Raw genomic sequence first — 17257 nt, 5'->3', positions numbered from 1 at the left:
ACGATCGGCCGTATGCCCCCGTCAGCCGCACGTTCCGGAGGTCAGAAGCCGGGGCGCCGCAAGCGGCGCCGAGGTCGGAGGCTGAAGACGGTCGCCGAGACGTCGGCGGGTGGCCTGGTGCTCGACGACGAGCAGCGGGCCGCGGTGATCGGCAGACTTGACCGGCGCGGCCGGTTGCTGTGGTCTTTGCCGAAGGGTCACATCGAGGCAGGCGAGACCGCGGAACAGACCGCGGTGCGCGAGGTCGCCGAGGAGACCGGTATTCATAGCAGGGTGCTCCGCCCGTTGGGGTCGATCGACTACTGGTTCGTCGCTGACGACCGCCGGGTGCACAAGACGGTTCACCACTTCCTCCTCGAAGCGCTGGGGGGAGAGCTTTCCGACGAAGACGTGGAGGTCACCGAGGTGGCGTGGGTGCCACTCGGCGAGCTGGACGAGCGACTCGCATATGCCGATGAGCGCCGTCTGGTCCGCCGAGCAGCCGAACTGCTCGCCGACCGCTGCCGGAACGGGGCGGAGTCGGCGTGAGCCTGAGGAAGCTCGTCTGCACAGCCGCCGTCGTCGCGTTCATGGTGACGACGACACCACCGGCGGGTGCCGTCGAGCAGTCGCAACCGGACGAGATCGACGCGCTGCCGTTCATGCCGGCGCCCGCCACCCAGGTGTGGGCGACCAGATCCATCTCCGCTCAGCCGGGCCTGCAGGAGCCGCAGTTCCTGCGCCTCGACATCGGCCAGCTGACCCCGCGGTTCGTGACAGGTGACTCCCCGGCCACCGTCAAGATCAGCGGCAAGATCGTCAACATCGGCGACCGCAAGGTCTCCGGCATCGTGCTGCGCCTCGAACGCGGTGAACCGCTCGGCTCCGAGGACGACCTGCGCAAGGCCCTGCGGGAACCCGCGGCCGCCGAGTTCATCCAGCCGAAGTTCACCGAGATCACCGACGAGCTGCAGCCCGGCCAGCAGAAGGACTTCACGCTCGAGGTGCCGCTGCGCGGTTCCGCGCCCACCTCGCTCGCGATCGAGGAACCGGGCATCTACCCGATCCTCGCCAACATCAACGGCAAGCCGGACTACGGCGGCCAGGCACGGCTCGCGGCGCTGTCCACGCTGCTGCCCGTGCTCGGGGTTCCCGGCGGCGAGACGAAGGGCAAGCCGGGTGCACCGGCCAAGCTCACCGTGCTGTGGCCGATCGCGGACAAGCCGCGGCTCGTCAGGCTCGGCGGTGAGGGCGAGTCGGAGCTGATCGACGACGAGCTCGCCACGTCGCTCTCGACCACCGGGCGGCTGTACGGCCTGCTGCAGGCCTACGAGCAGGCGATCAGTTCGATGAGCACGTCCATGTGCCTCGCCATCGACCCGGACCTGCTGCGCACCATCGAGGCGATGAGCACCGGGTACAAGGTGCGCGGTGGCGCCGAGGGTGAGGGCCAGGCCGAGGCGGAGCTGTGGCTCGACCGCCTCAAGCTCGCCGTCGCCGGCCGGTGCGTCGTCGCGCTGCCCTATGCCGACGCCGACCTCGTGGCGTTGAACAGGGCGAAGCTCGGCAACATGCGCTCGCTGGCGCTGACCGACGGCCCGAAGATCATCCAGGAGATCCTCTCCGTCCGGCCGCTGCCCGACCTGGTGTGGCCAGAGGACGGCGTGCTCGACCAGTCGACGTACGACGAGCTGGTCACCCCGCAGACCGAGCAGAACTACCAGGGCATGAAGTCGGTCCTGCTCGACCCGACCGGCCTGGTCGACGCACCGGGCACCGCGCCGGCCGGTATCGGCGGCCCGCACCCGGTGACCGCGGTGAAGATCGACTCGATGGTCTCCGACGCGCTGCAGGGCAGTGCCGCTCGTCCGCGCACGCTCTCCGGCGTGACCACGCCGGTCGAGAACCAGCCGGTGTCCGTGCAGAACGCGCTGTCCGTCCTGGTCTTCCGGGCGGGCTGGCAGGGCGACGGCCGCAACGTGCTGGTCGCGCCACCGCGCCGGTGGAACGCGCCGCTGTCGGAGATGACCGAGTTCCTGGGCGCCGCCCAGAAGCTGCTCAGCACCGGTTACGCGGCGCAGACCGGCCTCGAGGAGCTGACCGAGGCGACGCCGTCGGTGACGAACGCCAAGATCGCCTACCCGCCGGAGGCCGGCGCGCGGGAGATCTCGGTCCCCATCTCCGAGTCGGTGACCAAGCAGAGCGCCGAGCTGAACGGCCTGGTCGCGGCCATGCAGCAGGAGGACAGCGAGCACGCCTCACCGCGTGACCTGGCCGACCCGCTGTGGCTTGGCCTGCTCCGCGCGATGTCCGGCGCGTGGCGGTCGAACGAGCAGGGTGCCCGCTCCGCGGCCGACATCAGCCAGAGCGAGCTGAACTCGCTGACCGGCATGGTCAGCGTCACGCCGCCGGCCAGCCCGATCCTGCTCGGTTCCGGTGACAGCCCGATCCCGGTCACCATCACGAACAAGCTCGACGTCCGCGTCACCGTCCGGATCGTCCTGGCCGACACGCCTGGCGTCCGCAAGCTCGACCTCGCTGACCAGGTGCTTCCCGCCCGTGGTGAGCGGGTCGTGCGGGTGCCCGTCGAGGTGCTGCGGTCCGGCCGGTTCCCGGTCAACGTCCGGCTGACCACTCCCGAGGGCGTCGCTCTCGGTGACACTGTCAAGCTGGAGGTGTCGTCGTCCGCTTACGGCACCATCACGGTGATCGTCACCGTGATCGCCGCGATCGCGCTCGTCCTGCTTTCCGGGCGGCGCATCTACAAGCGGGTCCGCGCCCGCAACGGCGAGGGTGGCGACGCACCGTCCATCGAGAACGTGACACCGGAGAAATCGAGCGCGTGAGCGAGACAGCCACGACCACCGAACCAGAGCAGCAGAAGCAGGCACCCTCGGTAGCCAGGGCCAGCGGCTCGATGGCGATCGCGACGATCGTCAGCCGCGTCACAGGCCTGCTGTCGAAGGTGCTCCTGCTCGCGGTGATCGGCGCCGAGACACTCGGCGACTCCTACCAGGCGGCGTCGACGCTGCCGACGATGATCAACGAGTTGCTCCTCGGCGGCATCCTGACCAGCGTGGCGATCCCGCTGCTGGTCCGAGCCGAGAAGGAGGACAGCGACGGCGGTGAGTCGTACGCCCAGTGGCTGATCACCATGGGCACGTTGATCCTCGCTGTCGGCACGGTCATCGCCATGGCCGCCGCGCCGTTGCTCACCGACGTCTACATCTCCGACTCGAAGGACGCGAACCCGGCGCTGGTCACCGCGTTCGCATACCTGGTGCTGCCGGGCATCATCTTCTACGGCCTGACCGCGCTGCTCAGCGCCGTGCTGAACGCCCGGCACGTGTTCGGCCTGCCGACCTGGGCGCCGGTGCTGAACAACCTCGTCGTGATCGTCGTGCTGGCCGTCTACGCGATGCTGCCCGGCGAGCTCACGCTCAACCCGGTCCGCATGACGGACACGCACCTTCTCGTGCTCGGTCTCGGCACCGCACTCGGTGTCGCCGTGCAGGCGTCCGTGCTGGTCCCGGCGTTGCGGAAGACCGGCTTCCGGTTCAAGTGGCGGTTCGGCTGGGACGCGCGCCTGTCGGAGTTCGGCAACCTCGCGTTCTGGGTGCTGCTCTACGTCGGGCTCGGCCTGGCCAGCATGACCGTGCTGACGAACGTGGCGACGAGCGCCACGGGCACGCTGGTGGCGTTCAACTACCAGTGGTTGATCGCCCAGGTGCCTTACGGCGTGCTCGGTGTCTCGCTGCTGACCGCGCTGATGCCGAAGATGAGCCGCGCGGCAGCGCACGGCGACAACGACTCGATCGTGCGCGACCTGCTGTTCGGCAACCGCATGTCGGCGATCCTGCTGATGCCCTTCAGCGCACTGATGACGGTGTCCGGCCTCGCGATCGGCCTCGCGGCGTTCGCCTGGGGCAACTCGGGTGTCGAAGGCGGCACGAGGATCGGTCTCGCGCTGGCGCTCTCGGCGTTCGGACTCGTGCCGTACGCGATCACGCTGCTGCAGCTGAGGGTCTTCTACGCGATGAAGGACGCCCGCACGCCGACGTTGATCCAGGCGTTGATCGTGGCGGTCCGCATCGGGCTGCTCTACCTGTTCCTCGCGGTGTCCGCGCCGGGCGATGCCTCTCAGCTCGCCGTCGGCGTGTCGCTGGCGATGTCGCTGAGCTTCGTGTTCGGCGCGGTGGTCGGTCAGGTGTGGCTGCGCATCCGCCTCGGGCGCCTGCGCACCGGCTTCACCATCTGGACCGTCTGCCTGACCGTGGTGGCGTCCTCTCTGGCGTTCGCGGTGGCGAAGGGCGTGAACGCGCTGGTCCAGAACTTGATCGGGATCTCGAACGTGGTTGTAGCCAGTTGGGTCGAGGTCATTCTGGTGACTTTGATCGGTTTGCCGATCGCGTTCGGCCTTTTGGCCGCGTTCCGAGTACCCGAGATGAAGCCGGCGATCGACAAGATCAACCGTTTGGTGCGGCGCCGGTGACTCCAGACTGTGAGCGCCGTCCCGTAGTCTCGTACCGTGAGTAGCGGAGTTCACGCCGCCCTGGTTCCCGGCGGCGTCATCGGCAACGGCCGCTACCGCCTGCTCGCGAAATCAGGCGCTGATGATCGTTCCAACGCCGAGCTGTGGCGGGCGAGGGACGGTCAGCTCAACCGCGACGTGGCTCTGACCGTGCTGCTGGGCGATCTCGCGGACGGCGCAGCCGCTGCCCGTGCCCGCCGGACGGTCGAACGCGCGATGCACGCGGCGTCGTTCACGCATCCCGGTGTCTCCAGGGTGATCGACGTGCTCACGCCGGGTACCGGCGTCCGCCCGGACGAGGGCATCCTCGGCATGGTCGTGGCCGAGTGGACCCAGGGCACCGACCTGATGGACCTCATCGCGGAGGGCCCGCTGCCGGCGGGCGCCGCGACCCGCCTGCTCGAACCGCTGGGCGCCGCCATCGAGGGCGCGCACCACGCCGGTCTGGTGCTGGGTGCCGACCACCCCCAGCGCATCCGCGTCACCTCGGACGGCCGCCTGCGCCTCGCGTTCCCCGGTCCTCGGCCGGACGCGATCGCACGCGACGACGTCAAGGGCCTCGGCGCGATCCTGTACCTGCTGCTCACCGGCCGGTGGGCGCTGCCGGGCGGCCCCGACGGCGTGCCGGCCGCCCCGACCGGGCCCGACGGGACCGTGGTGGCGCCGAACGCGTTGCACCCGTACCTGCCGCACGAGCTGTCGTCGGTCGCGGTGCGTTCGCTCGAAGACACGTCGGTGGGCGGTATCCGCACGTCCGCGGCCATCCTTCAGGTGCTCGACCAGATCGCGGCCGAGGAGGCCGAGACCTCGCTGATCCCCGCCGTGTCGCGGCGCGAGGACGATGACGACGCGGTCGTGTGGACCACGCAACGCCCGGTGAACGACAAGCAGCAGAAGAAGAAGCTGTGGATCAGCGTCGGCGTGCTCGCCGCCGCCACGCTCGCCGTGATCGTGTGGCTGAGCGTGCAGATCGTCGGGTTCTTCAGCGACGAGCCGTCCAAGGGCGGCGGCCCGACCGTGGTGATCAACCAGCCGGGGTCGAACGGCCAGACCGCGCCTCCGCCCACGCCGGCCGGGCCCGTGCAGCCGGCGGCCATCGGCGTCTACGACGTCACGAACCAGCCGGACAACCAGAATCAGGCAAGCCGGGCTGCCGACAACAACGCGAACACGTTCTGGCGCACCGACAACTACTTCCAGCCGTTCCCGGCCCTGAAGCCGGGCATCGGGCTGATGGGCTCGTTCGCCGAACCGGTGCGGCTGGCGTCGGTCACCATCACCTCGCCGAGCAAGGGGACCAAGGTCGAGATCAGGGTGGCGTCCTCGCTGGACGCGCCGCTGGAGGAGACCAAGATCATCGGGGTCGCGGAGCTGTCCGACGGGCAGACGCAGATCCAGCTCAACGAGCACGAACCGACCTCGCACGTCCTGATCTGGATCACCCAGTTGTCGAACACCGGCGCGGGCAAGAACCAGACGGAGATCCGAGAGATCCTCTACACCCGCGCCCAGTAGACCTGTCCGGGTGATCTGTGATCACTCTCGCTATCCTCCCAGCGTGACCGCCGCAGCCAGCTCGGACGCCGATCTCATCTCGGCCCACGCCGCAGGTGACCCCTACGCGTTCTCGGAGCTGGTCAAACGGCACCGCGACCGGATGTGGGCCGTCGCGCTGCGCACGCTGCGGGATCCGGAGGAGGCCGCGGACGCCCTCCAGGAGGCGTTCATCTCGGCTTTCCGCGCCGCGTCGTCGTTCCGCGCGGAGTCACAGGTGACCACCTGGCTTCACCGGATCGTGGTCAACGCGTGCCTCGACCGGATGAGACGGCGACAAACAAGACCCACGGTGCCCCTGCCCGAGGCCGGTCCCGGCGAGCCCGTCGCGCCCCGTGACGCGATGAGCGACCGCGAGACCAGTTTGATCGTGCAGCAGGCGTTGATGGAGCTGCCGGAGGAACAGCGGGCACCCATCGTGCTGGTCGACGTCGAGGGCTACTCGGTTGCGGAAACGGCGCAGCTCCTCGGCATCGCGGAAGGCACGGTGAAGAGCCGGTGTGCGCGAGGTCGCGCCAAGCTCGCCAAAGTTCTCGGGCACCTCAGGAACCGAATCGCAGATGCGAACGTCCCAGCTGACGGTGTGAATGTGCAAGAGCAACGTCAGTGGGAGGGTCGATGACCGGCATGGAGCGCGTGCCGATGGGTCCGCCGTGGTCTGTCGACCTCATCGCGGATCTGCACGCGGGCGTGCTGCCCCCTGAGGTCGCCGCACAGCTGCGTCCACGGGTCGAGGCGGACGCTGAGGCCAGGGAAATCCTCCGGGCCCTGGACGCGACGCTGGCGGACCTGCACGCGTTGCCGCCGATCCCCATGCCCGACCACGTGGCGGCACGGATCGACGCCGCGCTCGCGGCCGAGGCCCGCCCGGCGGCACCCGTGGTGTCGCTGGACGAGGCCCGCAGGCGTCGCAACCGCAGGCTCGGCCTCGGTGGCGGCGTGCTGGTCGCGGCCGCCGCCGCGTTCGGCGTCGTGCTGGCCGTTTCCCCTGGTGGGAAGCAGGCCGACACCCCGCAGGACGCCGCGCCCGCACCGACGCCGTCGAACTCGAACGTCTCCGCGCCACTCGCCGTGAAGGGCTCGGAACTGGGCGCCGCGGTGGGCGACGTGCTGAAGGCGCAGAACTACGGCCCGCTGGAGACCCAGGACCGGCTCGTCGGCTGCCTGCAGGGCGGCGGCATCAACAGCACGTCCAAGCCCCTCGGCATCAGCCCGATCGACCTCGACGGCAAGGCCGCGGTGATGGCCATCCTGCCGAGCGGACTGGGGCAGTACCGGCTGGTCGTGCTGGACCCGAAGACCTGCGGACCGGACAAGCCGGAGGGCGTGCTCGCCGACACCACCATCAAGCCGGGGTAGTCGTTCAAGTCACGGAATTAGCTGCACCTACGATCCGTTGAGCCAGTCAGACGACGAGATCGAGGAGTTGCAGAGCCGTGAGCGTGCGCAACGTGATCATCATTGGATCGGGGCCGGCGGGCTACACCGCAGCGGTCTATGCCGCACGCGCGCAGCTTGAGCCCCTGGTCTTCGAGGGTTCGCAGTACGGCGGAGCCCTGATGACCACGACCGAGGTCGAGAACTACCCCGGCTTCCGCGACGGCATCATGGGCCCCGAGCTCATGGAGCAGATGCGCGAGCAGGCTCAGCGCTTCGGTGCCGAGCTGCGTGCCGAGGACGTCGAGTCCGTCGAGCTGACGGGTGAGATCAAGAAGGTCGTCGCGAACGGCGTCGAGTACGAGGCCCGCGCGGTCATCCTGGCCATGGGCGCGGCTGCCCGTTACCTGAACATCCCCGGTGAGCAGGAGCTGCTCGGCCGCGGTGTGTCGGCCTGTGCCACCTGCGACGGGTTCTTCTTCCGCGACCACGACATCGCTGTGGTCGGCGGCGGCGACACCGCGATGGAGGAAGCGACGTTCCTCACCCGCTTCGCCAAGTCGGTCACGGTCATCCACCGCCGCGAGGAGTTCCGCGCCTCCAAGGTCATGCTGGAGCGCGCGCGGAACAACGAGAAGATCAAGTGGCAGCTGAACACGCAGGTCACCGACGTGCTCGGTGACGGCACGGTGTCGGGCATCAAGATCAAGGACACCCAGACCGGCGCCGAGTCGGAGATGCCCGTCACGGGCTTCTTCCTCGCGATCGGCCACGACCCGCGTTCGGAACTCGTCCGCGGCCAGATCGACCTCGACGACGATGGCTACGTCGTCACCAAGGACAAGTCGTCCTACACGAACTTGGACGGCGTGTTCGCGGCAGGCGACCTCGTCGACCACGAATACCGCCAGGCCATCACCGCCGCCGGCTCCGGTTGCAGTGCCGCGATCGACGCGGAACGGTGGCTCGCCGAGCACGGCGAGGCGCACGCCGAGATCGCCGCTGAAGCGGTCGGCGGCGGCTACGGCAAGGCCAACTGAAGTTCCCACTGCTAGAGGAGAGAACATGGCAGGCGCCACCGTCACGGTGACCGACAAGTCGTTCGCGGACGACGTGCTGACCAGCGAGAAGCCGGTGCTGGTGGACTTCTGGGCGACCTGGTGCGGCCCGTGCAAGATGGTTGCGCCGGTGCTCGAGGAGATCGCCTCCGAGCACAGTGAGAAGCTCACCGTCGCGAAGATCGACATCGACGCGAACCCCGGCATCGCCCGTGACTACAACATCATGTCCGTGCCGACGCTGATCCTGTTCCAGGGCGGCCGTCCGGTGAAGCAGATCGTCGGCGCGAAGCCCAAGGCAGCGCTCCTGAACGACCTGCAGGACGTAATCGGCTGATATTCCCTTGCAACGCGCAACGTGACCCGCCCGTCTATCGATAAGACGGGCGGGTCGCGTTTTTACGTACCTCGAACGTGATCCAGAAGCCACTGTGAGTAGCCCTGCATCGATCACTAAGCGCGGCAGGGCACAATAAGGGCTTCCCACCTACCGCGCCGACGACGATCGGCGCCCTAGTCGAGCGAGGGTGCATGCAGCTGCTCCGCCGCGGGGACGTCGGAACTGATGTTGCCGAGATCCGGTCGACCCTGACCAGGCTCGGACTGATTCCGCCGACCGACCCCCAGGCGCCGCCGGTGTTCGACCAGCAGGTCGAGCACGCCGTGCGCGCGTTCCAGCAGCAGCGGGGGCTGATCATCGACGGCATTGTCGGCCCGGCTACCTACCGCGCGCTGCGCGACGCGACGTTCTCACTCGGCGACCGTCCGCTCGCCTTCCTGATGTCGCAGCCGACCACCGGCGACGACGTGCTGATGCTGCAGGAACGCATGCTGGAGCTCGGCTACGACGCCGGCCGCGCGAACGGCGTGTTCGGCCAGCAGACCGAGCAGGCGCTGAAGAACTTCCAGCGCGACTACGGCCTGATCGTGGACGGCATGTGCGGTCCCGACACCGTGCGCGCGTTGCGTCAGCTCCAGCCGAAGGTCCGCGGCGGCCGCCCCGTGCTGCTGCGTGAGCAGGAGCAGGTGCGCACGGCCGGTTCGCGCCTGTCCGGCAAGCGGATCGTCATCGACCCCGGTCACGGCGGCCAGGACCGCGGCGTGGTCGTGGACGGCGTGTCCGAAGCCGATCTGATGCTCGACCTCGCCCGCCGGCTGGAAGGCAAGATGGCCGCCACCGGCATGGAGGCGCTGCTCACGCGTGGTCCGGCGAACTGCCCGGACGAGGCGGAGCGCGCCAAGTTCGCCAACGAGGCCGGCGCCGACCTGATCCTGTCGCTGCACGCGGACGGCAACTCGTCGCCGCACGCGCAGGGCGTGGCGGCGTTCCACTACGGCACCGGCAACGGCACCTCGTCCACGGTCGGTGAGGCACTGGCCGGGTTCATCCAGCGCGAGGTCACCGCCCGCACGTCCATGCGGAACTGCGGCTCGCACCCGAAGACGTGGGACCTGCTGCGGCTCACCCGCTGCACGGCCGTCCGCGTCGAGGTCGGGTACCTGACGAACTCGGAAGACCGCGCTCGCCTGGCGACGCCCGGTTTCCGCGACATCGTGGCCGAGGGCATCCTCGTCGCCGTGAAGCGCCTCTACCTGCTCGGCAAGGACGACCAGCCGACGGGCACCTTCACGTTCAACGACCTGCTGCGCTACGAGATGGCGAAGGGCTAGTCCCCAGCTGACGAAAAAGGGCCCCTTCGCAGGGGCCCTTTTTCGTGGTCTCAGACCGGCCGGAAGCTCGGCTCGGCGGTGGAGACGGTGACGCTGTTGAGGAGCCTTTCCAGCGCTGCCTCGACGTCTTCCTTCCACGTGATGGCGCTGCGCAGCTCCAGCCGCAACCGGGGCCAGCGCGGGTGCGGCCGCACGGTCTTGAAGCCGACGCTCGTGAGGAACTCCGCCGGAGTGACGCAACTGCGCTCTTCGTCGTCCGGCCGCATGTCGCCGAACGCCTCGATGGCCTTCACGCCACGACGCGTCAGATCCTTCGCTACGGCCTGCACGAGCACTCGCGCGAGTCCTCCCCCTCGAAACTCGGGAAGAACCTCCAGCGACGTCATGAGGACGGCGTCCGGGCTCACCGGAGACGTGGGGAACGCGGCACTGCGCGGCACGGCGGCAGGCGGTGCGTAAAAGGCCGAACCAGCCGGAATCCCATCACAGTAGATGATCCGGCCGCAGGAGCCCCATTCCAGCAGGACGCTGGAGACCCAGGCTTCCTTCTCGAACTCGGTGTCGCCGTATTCCTCAGCCTGTTCGCGCAGGTGAGGGGCCAATTCCCAGAAGACGCACGTCCGGCTGTGCTTGGAGAGATGCTCCAGGTTGTCCAGCGTGACGCCCACAACGCGTCGAGACACCCCGACCTCCACCCATTGGCACGCACAGTGAACCCATACGAGGGTAGGCGAATGTGACGGAACCGGGAAGGCAAGTGCCCTGAACGGGACGACGGTTACACTCGCTCGGGACGTTTCCCATTCAGGAGTCCCACATGACGATGCCCGGACAGCCCGCTAAGCAGGGCCCCAGAAGCCTTGACCCCCACATGCGCCGCTACGCAGCGCGCACGGCAGGGATGACGGCATCGGAGATCCGGGCACTTTTCGCAGTCGCATCCCGTCCCGAGGTGGTCTCGCTGGCCGGCGGCATGCCGCACCTGGCCGCGTTGCCGCTGGAGTCGCTGTCCGCGGAGATCGGTCAGCTCGTCGCCACGGACGGATTGGTGGCGCTGCAGTACGGCTCGGCGCACGGCATCCCGGTGCTGCGCGAGCAGATCTGCGACGTGATGGCCCTCGAGGGCGTCAACGGCCACCCGGACGACGTGGTGGTGACCGTCGGCTCACAGATGGGCCTGGACATGGTCACCCGGATCTTCTGCGACCCCGGTGACGTGGTGATCGCCGAGGGCCCCTCCTACGTTGGCGCTCTCGGGTCGTTCACGGCCTACCAGGCGCACGTCGTGCACGTGGCGATGGACGCGGACGGGCTGGTGCCGTCGTTGCTGAGAGAGGCACTGGAGGCCTGCAAGCGGGCGGGTCAGCGGGTCAAGTTCCTCTACACGATCCCGAACTTCCACAACCCGGCCGGCGTGACGCTGGCGGTGTCCCGGCGGGCCGAGATCCTGGAGATCTGCCGTTCCTACGGCGTGCTGGTCGTCGAGGACAACCCGTACGGGCTGCTCGGGTTCGACGGCCAGACGTACCCGGCGCTGCGGTCCATGGACCCGGACAACGTCGTGTACCTGGGGTCGTTCTCGAAGACCTTCGCCGCCGGGCTGCGGGTCGGCTGGGTGCTGGCGCCGCACGCGGTGCGCGAGAAACTGGTGCTGGCGGCCGAATCGGCCACGCTGTGCCCCCCGACGCTCAACCAGATGATCGTGTCCCGCTACCTGTCCACCCAGGACTGGAAGGGCCAGATCAAGACGTACCGCGAGGCCTACCGCGAGCGCCGGGACGCGGCGATCTCGGCGCTGGAGCAGCACATGCCGCAAGGTTCCACGTGGAACATTCCCGACGGCGGCTTCTACGTCTGGGTGACGGTGCCCGAGGGCATCGACACGAAGGCGATGTTGCCCCGAGCCGTGACGGCCCGCGTGGCCTACGCATCCGGCACCGGCTTCTACGCCGACGGCTTCGGTTCTCGCCAGTTGCGGATCTCGTACTGCTACCCGACCCCGGAGCGCATCCGTGAGGGCGTCCGCCGCCTGGCGAACGTCATCGAGGAAGAGATGCAACTGCACGCGACGTTCGGTGCGACGCCGGGCCGTCAGCTGTCCGGACCGCAGACCCCGTCGCCCGACACCGCCTGATTCAGGAGTACTTCTGTGGCTGACCGCATGGTCGCTGTGCTGTCCGGTGGGCTCTCCCACGAACGCGAGGTCTCGCTCCGCTCCGGCCGCCGTCTGTCGGCTGCCCTGCGGTCGGTGGGCCTGACGGTGGAGGAGTGGGACGCCGACGCGTCGTTCCTGACACGCCTCGGTGAGAACCGCCCGGACGCGGTCGTCGTCGCCCTGCACGGCGGCGAGGGCGAGAACGGCTCGGTGCAGACGATCCTGGAGATGCTCGGCGTGCCGTACGTCGGCACCGATTCGCGCGCGTGCCGTCGCGCGTGGGACAAGCCGACCGCGAAGGCAGAGCTGGCCCGTGCCGGGCTCACGACGCCGGAGTGGGTCGTCCTGCCGCACGCGACGTTCCGCGAGCTGGGTGCCAAGCCGGTGCTCGACGCGATGGTGTCGACCCTCGGCCTGCCGCTGATGCTGAAGCCGGACCAGGGCGGCTCGGCGCTCGGCGCTCAGGTCGTCCGGGACGCCGCCGATCTGCCCGCGGCGATGGTCGGCTGCCTGGCGTACGGGGACACCGTGCTGGCCGAGCAGTTCATCGCCGGCGTCGAGGTCGCCGTCACGGTGATCGACGGTCCGGACGGGCCGACGGCTCTGCCCGCGGTCGAGATCGTGGCGGAGACCGGCGTGTACGACTACACCGCTCGGTACACCGCCGGGCTGACCGACTTCCACGCGCCGGCTCGGCTGGAGGCTTCCGCTGCCAAGGCGGTGGGGGAGCTGGCGGTCGCGGCGCACCGGTTGCTCGGACTGCGGGACGTCTCGCGGACCGACGCGGTGGTGGCCGAGGACGGCACGGTCTACTTCCTCGAAGTGAACGTGTCGCCCGGACTCACCGAGACCTCGTTGCTGCCGATGGCCGTCGAGGCGGCGGGGCAGTCGTTGGGCGAGATCTACGCCGGTCTGATCGACCGCGCTGTGGCCCGTTGATCTGACCCCAAACGTAATGACGCCCCGCAACCGAACGGTTGCGGGGCGTCATCGTCACCGTGACATAAGGCCCGTGGGTGATCCTATGGGCCTACTCCGATGTCCGAATTGTCGCTTCTGGGCTCATCAGTCCGATGATCCGTTCAAGATCGTCAACTGACCCGAATTCGACGACGATCCGGCCTTTTCGCTGCCCGAGTTCGACCTTCACGCGGGTGTCGAAGTTGTCCGAGAGTCGCTCGGCGAGCTCCTGCAGTCCGGGCGCGTGCATCTGCTTGCGCGGGGCTGCCTTCGGCTTGGCCGGCTTCTCGTTCTTGGCGAGCGTCACCACTTCCTCGGTCGCGCGGACCGACATCCCCTCGGCGATGATCCGTGCCGCGAGCTCTTCCTGCATGCCGGCGTCGTCCAGACCGAGCAGTGCGCGGGCGTGGCCGGCGGACAGGACGCCCGCCGCGACCCGGCGCTGCACGGGGAGGGGGAGCTTGAGCAGGCGGATGGTGTTGGTGACGACCGGGCGGCTGCGGCCGATGCGCTCGGCGAGTTCCTCGTGGGTGACGCCGAACTCCTCCAGCAGCTGCTGGTAGGCCGACGCCTCTTCGAGCGGGTTGAGCTGGACGCGGTGGATGTTCTCCAGCAACGCGTCGCGCAGCATCACGTCGTCGGCGGTCTGCCGCACGATCGCCGGGATGGTCTTGAGTCCGGCCTGCTGGGTGGCCCGCCACCGGCGCTCGCCCATGACGAGCTCGTAGGTCTCGGCGCCGAGCTCTCGGACGACGATCGGCTGCATGAGCCCGAACTCCTTGATGGAGAACGAGAGCTCGTCGATGGCGTCCTGGTCGAAGACCTGGCGGGGCTGCTTGGCGTTGGTCCGGATCGCGGTGACCGCGACCTCGCGGTACACCGCTCCCGCGACCTCACCGGTGGGCGCCGCTGCCTTGGCACCGTTGCCCACCGCGGCCGCCGGCCGGATGGTGCTGGGCGCACCGGGCGGAGGTCCCTGGGGGATCAGTGCGGCAAGTCCGCGCCCAAGTCCGCCCTTGCGCTGCTCCGTCATGCGCCCTCCTTCGTGGCCCCACGCACGGCGATCTCCTTGGCGGCGTCGAGGTAGCTCATCGACCCGCGTGAGCCCGGGTCGTACGTCAACACCGTCTGCCCGAATCCTGGTGCCTCCGAGACCTTCACGCTGCGCGGAATGACCGTCTTGAGGGCCGTGTCGCCGAAGTGGCTGCGGACCTCGCTGGTCACCTGGTCGGCGAGCTTCGTGCGGCCGTCGTACATCGTGAGGAGGATCGTCGAGATGGCGAGGTCCGGGTTGAGGTGCTGCTGCACCAGCTCGATGTTGCGCAGCAGCTGGCTCAGACCCTCCAGCGCGTAGTACTCGCACTGGATCGGGATCAGCACCTCCTGGGCCGCGACCATCGCGTTGACGGTCAGCAGGCCGAGGCTCGGCGGGCAGTCGATGAAGACGTAGTCCGGCTGCAGCTGGTCGAGCGCCTCCGGGCTGAGCGCCTCCTTGAGCCGCGACTCGCGGGCCACCATCGAGACGAGCTCGATCTCGGCGCCGGCGAGGTCGATCGTGGCGGGCACGCAGAAGAGGTTCGGTGAGGTCGGGCTGACCTGAGCCGCTTCGGCGATGGAGATCTCGCCCAGGAGGACCTCGTAGACGCTGGGGGTGCCGCTCCGGTGCTCGACGGCGAGCGCGGTGCTGGCGTTGCCCTGCGGGTCGAGGTCGATCACGAGCACCTTGAGGCCGTGGATCGCGAGCGCTGCGGCGAGGTTCACCGTGCTCGTCGTCTTGCCAACGCCACCCTTCTGGTTGGCGACGGTCATCACCCGGCGATGCGTAGGCCGGGGGAGCAGGGATTCGTCGGGGTGCAACACGCTTGCCGCACGTGCCGCCTCTTCTGCAATCGGGGTCCACACCACGGCGCTGTCATCTCCGTTGTTGGTCGGCTTCGGCTTCGTCTTTGCCTGGGGCTTGGGTTCGGTTTCACGTGGAACATCGGCTGATTGGAACTCCGGGTACACGCTCACCGATCCCTCCTCGTCTGGCGCTCGACGATCAGCACCGTCGTAGGCACCTCAAGTACATCCGCTCCCACGACGACGACCCTGGCGTTGGCGCCCCCGGCCTTCAGCACTGCGGCCTCGTCGCGATCGAGCTCTTCCTGCGCGCGCTCACCCTTGAGCGCAACCATCTGCCCGCCACCCTTGAGGAGCGGGAGGCACCACCGGGCCAGCTTCTCCAACGGAGCCACGGCCCGCGCGGTCACCACTTCGCAGTTCTTCACCTGTGCGCGGATCGGCGCTTCTTCCGCTCGTCCCCGGAGGACGATCACGTTGTCGAGCTCGAGCCGCTCTTTGACTTCCTCGAGCCACGCGATCCTGCGAGCCATCGGCTCCAGGAGCGTGATCCTCAGGTCAGGCCGGGCGATCGCGAGCGGCACACCCGGCAGGCCCGCCCCAGAGCCTACGTCGACCACCCGCACACCCTTGGGCATGAGCTCCTCGATCACCGCCGAGTTGAGCACGTGCCGATCCCAAATCTTGTCGACCTCGCGAGGACCGATCAGTCCGCGCTCGACGCCGTGCTCCTCCAGGAGCCTGACGAACTCGGCGGCACGATCGACGTGCTCGCCGAAGACGAGCTTCGCGTTGTCGGGCAACTCCCCGGCCACTGTTCTCCGTCCGTGAGCGTTTCACGTGAAACCACGCGGCGGCGGCGTTCCGGCGGCCGGTGGAAAAGCTGGCGAATGCCAGGGCACCATCATGACGGATCGACCGTGCGCTCCGCCAAATCCTGAGCGCCGTTTCACGTGAAACTTGGGGGAAAGTTGCGTCCAGCCATCTACACGGTGTCCCATCCGGGTCCCGGACTGGTTTCCACAATGGCTCACCCGCCCGGCGGCGCCTTGTTGGAGCCCTACGCTCGCGGGCTGCGTCGGCTTGGTGTTGACGTCTTGGTGTCCGCTCAGACGGATGACGAACGGGTCGAGTGCGAACTCGTGGAGCAGGCGGCGGTCGTGGCCGGCGCCGGGCTGAAGTTCGTGTGCGTACCGATCGAGGATCGGACCGCACCGCTGGGGGACTCGGTGGTCGACCCCGTGCGCTCGCTGCACTCCCTGTACCGGGAGGGGGCGCATGTGGTGTTCCACTGCTGGGCCGGGATCGGGCGGTCTTCGTTGCTCGCCGCTCTGCTCCTCGGGATGGACGGGGTGGAGCCCGAGTCAGCGTGGAGGTTGATCTCGGCGACTCGCGGGTTCCCGGTGCCGGACACGAGGGAGCAGCAGCAGTGGCTGGCCTCCTGGTGGGCGTCCCGGTAGCGCCTCCGTTTCACGTGAAACAGCCGACGCCGTGTCGACTTGTCGCCATCGACCCGGCACAGCAAACGGCCCCCGGTTCCGAGTGGAACCAGGGGCCGTTGATCTAGCTGAGGGACCGTCAGTCCTTCGGGAAGATGATGACCCGACGCTGCGGCTCCTCACCCTCGCTCTCACTGTGCACACCCGCGACCGCCGCGACGGAGTCGTGGACGACCTTCCGCTCGAAGGGCGTCATCGGGTGCAGGCGGGCGCGCTCGCCAGAGGCGAGCACCTTCTCGGCGGTCGAGCGACCGAGCTCGGCCAGCTCGGCCCTGCGGCCGGCTCGCCACTGGGCGATGTCGAGCATGAGGCGGGAACGAACGCCCGTCTCCTGCTGCACAGCCAGACGGGTGAGTTCCTGCAGCGACTCGAGCACGTTGCCGCGGGGGCCAACGAGCTTCGCCAGGTCCTCGCCACCGTCGATGCTGACGATGGCGCGACCGCTTTCCACATCCAGGTCGATGTCGCCGTCGTAGTCCAGCAGGTCGAGCAGGCGCTCGAGGTAGTCGCCCGCGATGTCGCCTTCCTGGACGAGCAGGTCCTCGGTCTTGCTCTGCGACTGCGGCTCGGCCTCGGCCTCGTCCGGCGACGACGCCTCGACGTCGGTCGCCTGCAAGGTCTCAGACACGAT

At 68.7% G+C, this 17257-nt stretch carries 17 protein-coding genes; 12 read left to right on the top strand and 5 right to left on the bottom strand.

Features of this window, described 5'->3' with window-relative positions:
- Positions 1 to 12 precede the first annotated feature (12 nt).
- From ACIA8G_RS22565 to ACIA8G_RS22525, 9 genes are all read left to right on the top strand, one after another.
- The gene (locus ACIA8G_RS22565; RefSeq protein ID WP_396420611.1) at positions 13 to 528 is read left to right on the top strand and encodes an NUDIX hydrolase; all 516 of its coding nucleotides are present in this window, start codon (positions 13 to 15) and stop codon (positions 526 to 528) included.
- A complete protein-coding gene (locus ACIA8G_RS22560; RefSeq protein ID WP_396420610.1) occupies positions 525 to 2825 on the top strand; it encodes a DUF6049 family protein in 2301 nt (766 codons plus the stop codon). The genes ACIA8G_RS22565 and ACIA8G_RS22560 overlap by 4 nt, the downstream gene beginning before the upstream one ends.
- Positions 2822 to 4471 (top strand): murein biosynthesis integral membrane protein MurJ, encoded by a 1650-nt coding sequence (gene murJ, locus ACIA8G_RS22555; RefSeq protein WP_396420609.1) that lies wholly within the window; start codon positions 2822 to 2824, stop codon positions 4469 to 4471. Before ACIA8G_RS22560 ends, murJ begins: the two co-directional genes overlap by 4 nt.
- Before the next feature lie 36 nt (positions 4472 to 4507).
- Positions 4508 to 6025: a protein kinase family protein gene (locus ACIA8G_RS22550; protein ID WP_396420608.1), complete on the top strand. Its 1518-nt coding sequence runs from the start codon at positions 4508 to 4510 to the stop codon at positions 6023 to 6025.
- 43 nt (positions 6026 to 6068) lie between these two features.
- Positions 6069 to 6686 carry an RNA polymerase sigma factor SigM gene (gene sigM / locus ACIA8G_RS22545; RefSeq protein WP_030465635.1) on the top strand — a complete coding sequence of 206 codons (618 nt, stop codon included), beginning with the start codon at positions 6069 to 6071 and terminating at the stop codon, positions 6684 to 6686.
- Positions 6683 to 7423 (top strand): hypothetical protein, encoded by a 741-nt coding sequence (locus tag ACIA8G_RS22540; RefSeq protein WP_396420607.1) that lies wholly within the window; start codon positions 6683 to 6685, stop codon positions 7421 to 7423. The genes sigM and ACIA8G_RS22540 overlap by 4 nt, the downstream gene beginning before the upstream one ends.
- 77 nt (positions 7424 to 7500) lie before the next feature.
- Positions 7501 to 8481, top strand: coding sequence for a thioredoxin-disulfide reductase (trxB, locus tag ACIA8G_RS22535; protein ID WP_396420606.1), 981 nt, complete (start codon positions 7501 to 7503; stop codon positions 8479 to 8481).
- Positions 8482 to 8506: 25 nt separating this feature from the next.
- The gene (gene trxA / locus ACIA8G_RS22530; RefSeq protein ID WP_396420605.1) at positions 8507 to 8836 is read left to right on the top strand and encodes a thioredoxin; all 330 of its coding nucleotides are present in this window, start codon (positions 8507 to 8509) and stop codon (positions 8834 to 8836) included.
- A gap of 194 nt (positions 8837 to 9030) precedes the next feature.
- Entirely contained in the window at positions 9031 to 10170 is a 1140-nt protein-coding gene (locus tag ACIA8G_RS22525; RefSeq protein WP_396420604.1) for an N-acetylmuramoyl-L-alanine amidase, read from the top strand.
- A gap of 50 nt (positions 10171 to 10220) precedes the next feature.
- Here the strand turns inward: ACIA8G_RS22525 and ACIA8G_RS22520 are convergent, their stop codons facing one another.
- Positions 10221 to 10853 carry a GNAT family N-acetyltransferase gene (locus ACIA8G_RS22520; protein WP_396420603.1) on the bottom strand — a complete coding sequence of 211 codons (633 nt, stop codon included), beginning with the start codon at positions 10851 to 10853 and terminating at the stop codon, positions 10221 to 10223.
- 134 nt (positions 10854 to 10987) lie between these two features.
- Here ACIA8G_RS22520 and ACIA8G_RS22515 point away from each other — a divergent pair, with 134 nt between their 5' ends.
- Entirely contained in the window at positions 10988 to 12304 is a 1317-nt protein-coding gene (locus tag ACIA8G_RS22515; RefSeq protein WP_396420602.1) for a PLP-dependent aminotransferase family protein, read from the top strand.
- Between the two features lie 15 nt (positions 12305 to 12319).
- The gene (locus tag ACIA8G_RS22510) at positions 12320 to 13264 is read left to right on the top strand and encodes a D-alanine--D-alanine ligase (RefSeq protein ID WP_396420601.1); all 945 of its coding nucleotides are present in this window, start codon (positions 12320 to 12322) and stop codon (positions 13262 to 13264) included.
- Positions 13265 to 13355: 91 nt separating this feature from the next.
- Here the strand turns inward: ACIA8G_RS22510 and ACIA8G_RS22505 are convergent, their stop codons facing one another.
- The 3 genes from ACIA8G_RS22505 to rsmG all read right to left on the bottom strand — a co-directional run bounded on the left by ACIA8G_RS22505 (position 13356) and on the right by rsmG (position 15942).
- Positions 13356 to 14318 (bottom strand): ParB/RepB/Spo0J family partition protein, encoded by a 963-nt coding sequence (locus tag ACIA8G_RS22505; RefSeq protein WP_396420600.1) that lies wholly within the window; start codon positions 14316 to 14318, stop codon positions 13356 to 13358.
- The gene (locus ACIA8G_RS22500; protein WP_396421252.1) at positions 14315 to 15190 is read right to left on the bottom strand and encodes a ParA family protein; all 876 of its coding nucleotides are present in this window, start codon (positions 15188 to 15190) and stop codon (positions 14315 to 14317) included. The genes ACIA8G_RS22505 and ACIA8G_RS22500 overlap by 4 nt, the downstream gene beginning before the upstream one ends.
- 104 nt (positions 15191 to 15294) lie before the next feature.
- Positions 15295 to 15942 carry a 16S rRNA (guanine(527)-N(7))-methyltransferase RsmG gene (rsmG, locus tag ACIA8G_RS22495; protein ID WP_396420599.1) on the bottom strand — a complete coding sequence of 216 codons (648 nt, stop codon included), beginning with the start codon at positions 15940 to 15942 and terminating at the stop codon, positions 15295 to 15297.
- A gap of 210 nt (positions 15943 to 16152) precedes the next feature.
- On the opposite strand from rsmG, the gene ACIA8G_RS22490 reads away from it, so the two are divergent.
- The gene (locus tag ACIA8G_RS22490; RefSeq protein ID WP_396420598.1) at positions 16153 to 16587 is read left to right on the top strand and encodes a hypothetical protein; all 435 of its coding nucleotides are present in this window, start codon (positions 16153 to 16155) and stop codon (positions 16585 to 16587) included.
- A gap of 118 nt (positions 16588 to 16705) precedes the next feature.
- Here ACIA8G_RS22490 and ACIA8G_RS22485 read toward each other — a convergent pair whose 3' ends face one another.
- Complete coding sequence (locus ACIA8G_RS22485; protein ID WP_396420597.1) at positions 16706 to 17254, bottom strand: protein jag; 549 nt, start codon at positions 17252 to 17254, stop codon at positions 16706 to 16708.
- Positions 17255 to 17257: the final 3 nt, after the last annotated feature.

This window comes from Lentzea sp. NPDC051213 (assembly GCF_044455585.1).
Lineage (GTDB): Bacteria > Actinomycetota > Actinomycetes > Mycobacteriales > Pseudonocardiaceae > Lentzea.
The sequence above is the reverse complement of the archived record's forward strand: the minus strand, read 5'-3'. Positions and strand labels throughout refer to the sequence as shown.

Bases quoted from the DNA above. Each gene is read 5' to 3' on its own strand.
- ACIA8G_RS22540 (WP_396420607.1), top strand. From the start codon at position 6,683: ATGACCGGCATGGAGCGCGTGCCGATGGGTCCGCCGTGGTCTGTCGAC.
- ACIA8G_RS22565 (WP_396420611.1), top strand. From the start codon at position 13: ATGCCCCCGTCAGCCGCACGTTCCGGAGGTCAGAAGCCGGGGCGCCGC.
- ACIA8G_RS22515 (WP_396420602.1), top strand. From the start codon at position 10,988: ATGACGATGCCCGGACAGCCCGCTAAGCAGGGCCCCAGAAGCCTTGAC.
- ACIA8G_RS22525 (WP_396420604.1), top strand. From the start codon at position 9,031: ATGCAGCTGCTCCGCCGCGGGGACGTCGGAACTGATGTTGCCGAGATC.
- ACIA8G_RS22490 (WP_396420598.1), top strand. From the start codon at position 16,153: ATGGCTCACCCGCCCGGCGGCGCCTTGTTGGAGCCCTACGCTCGCGGG.
- trxA (WP_396420605.1), top strand. From the start codon at position 8,507: ATGGCAGGCGCCACCGTCACGGTGACCGACAAGTCGTTCGCGGACGAC.
- ACIA8G_RS22505 (WP_396420600.1), bottom strand. From the start codon at position 14,318: ATGACGGAGCAGCGCAAGGGCGGACTTGGGCGCGGACTTGCCGCACTG.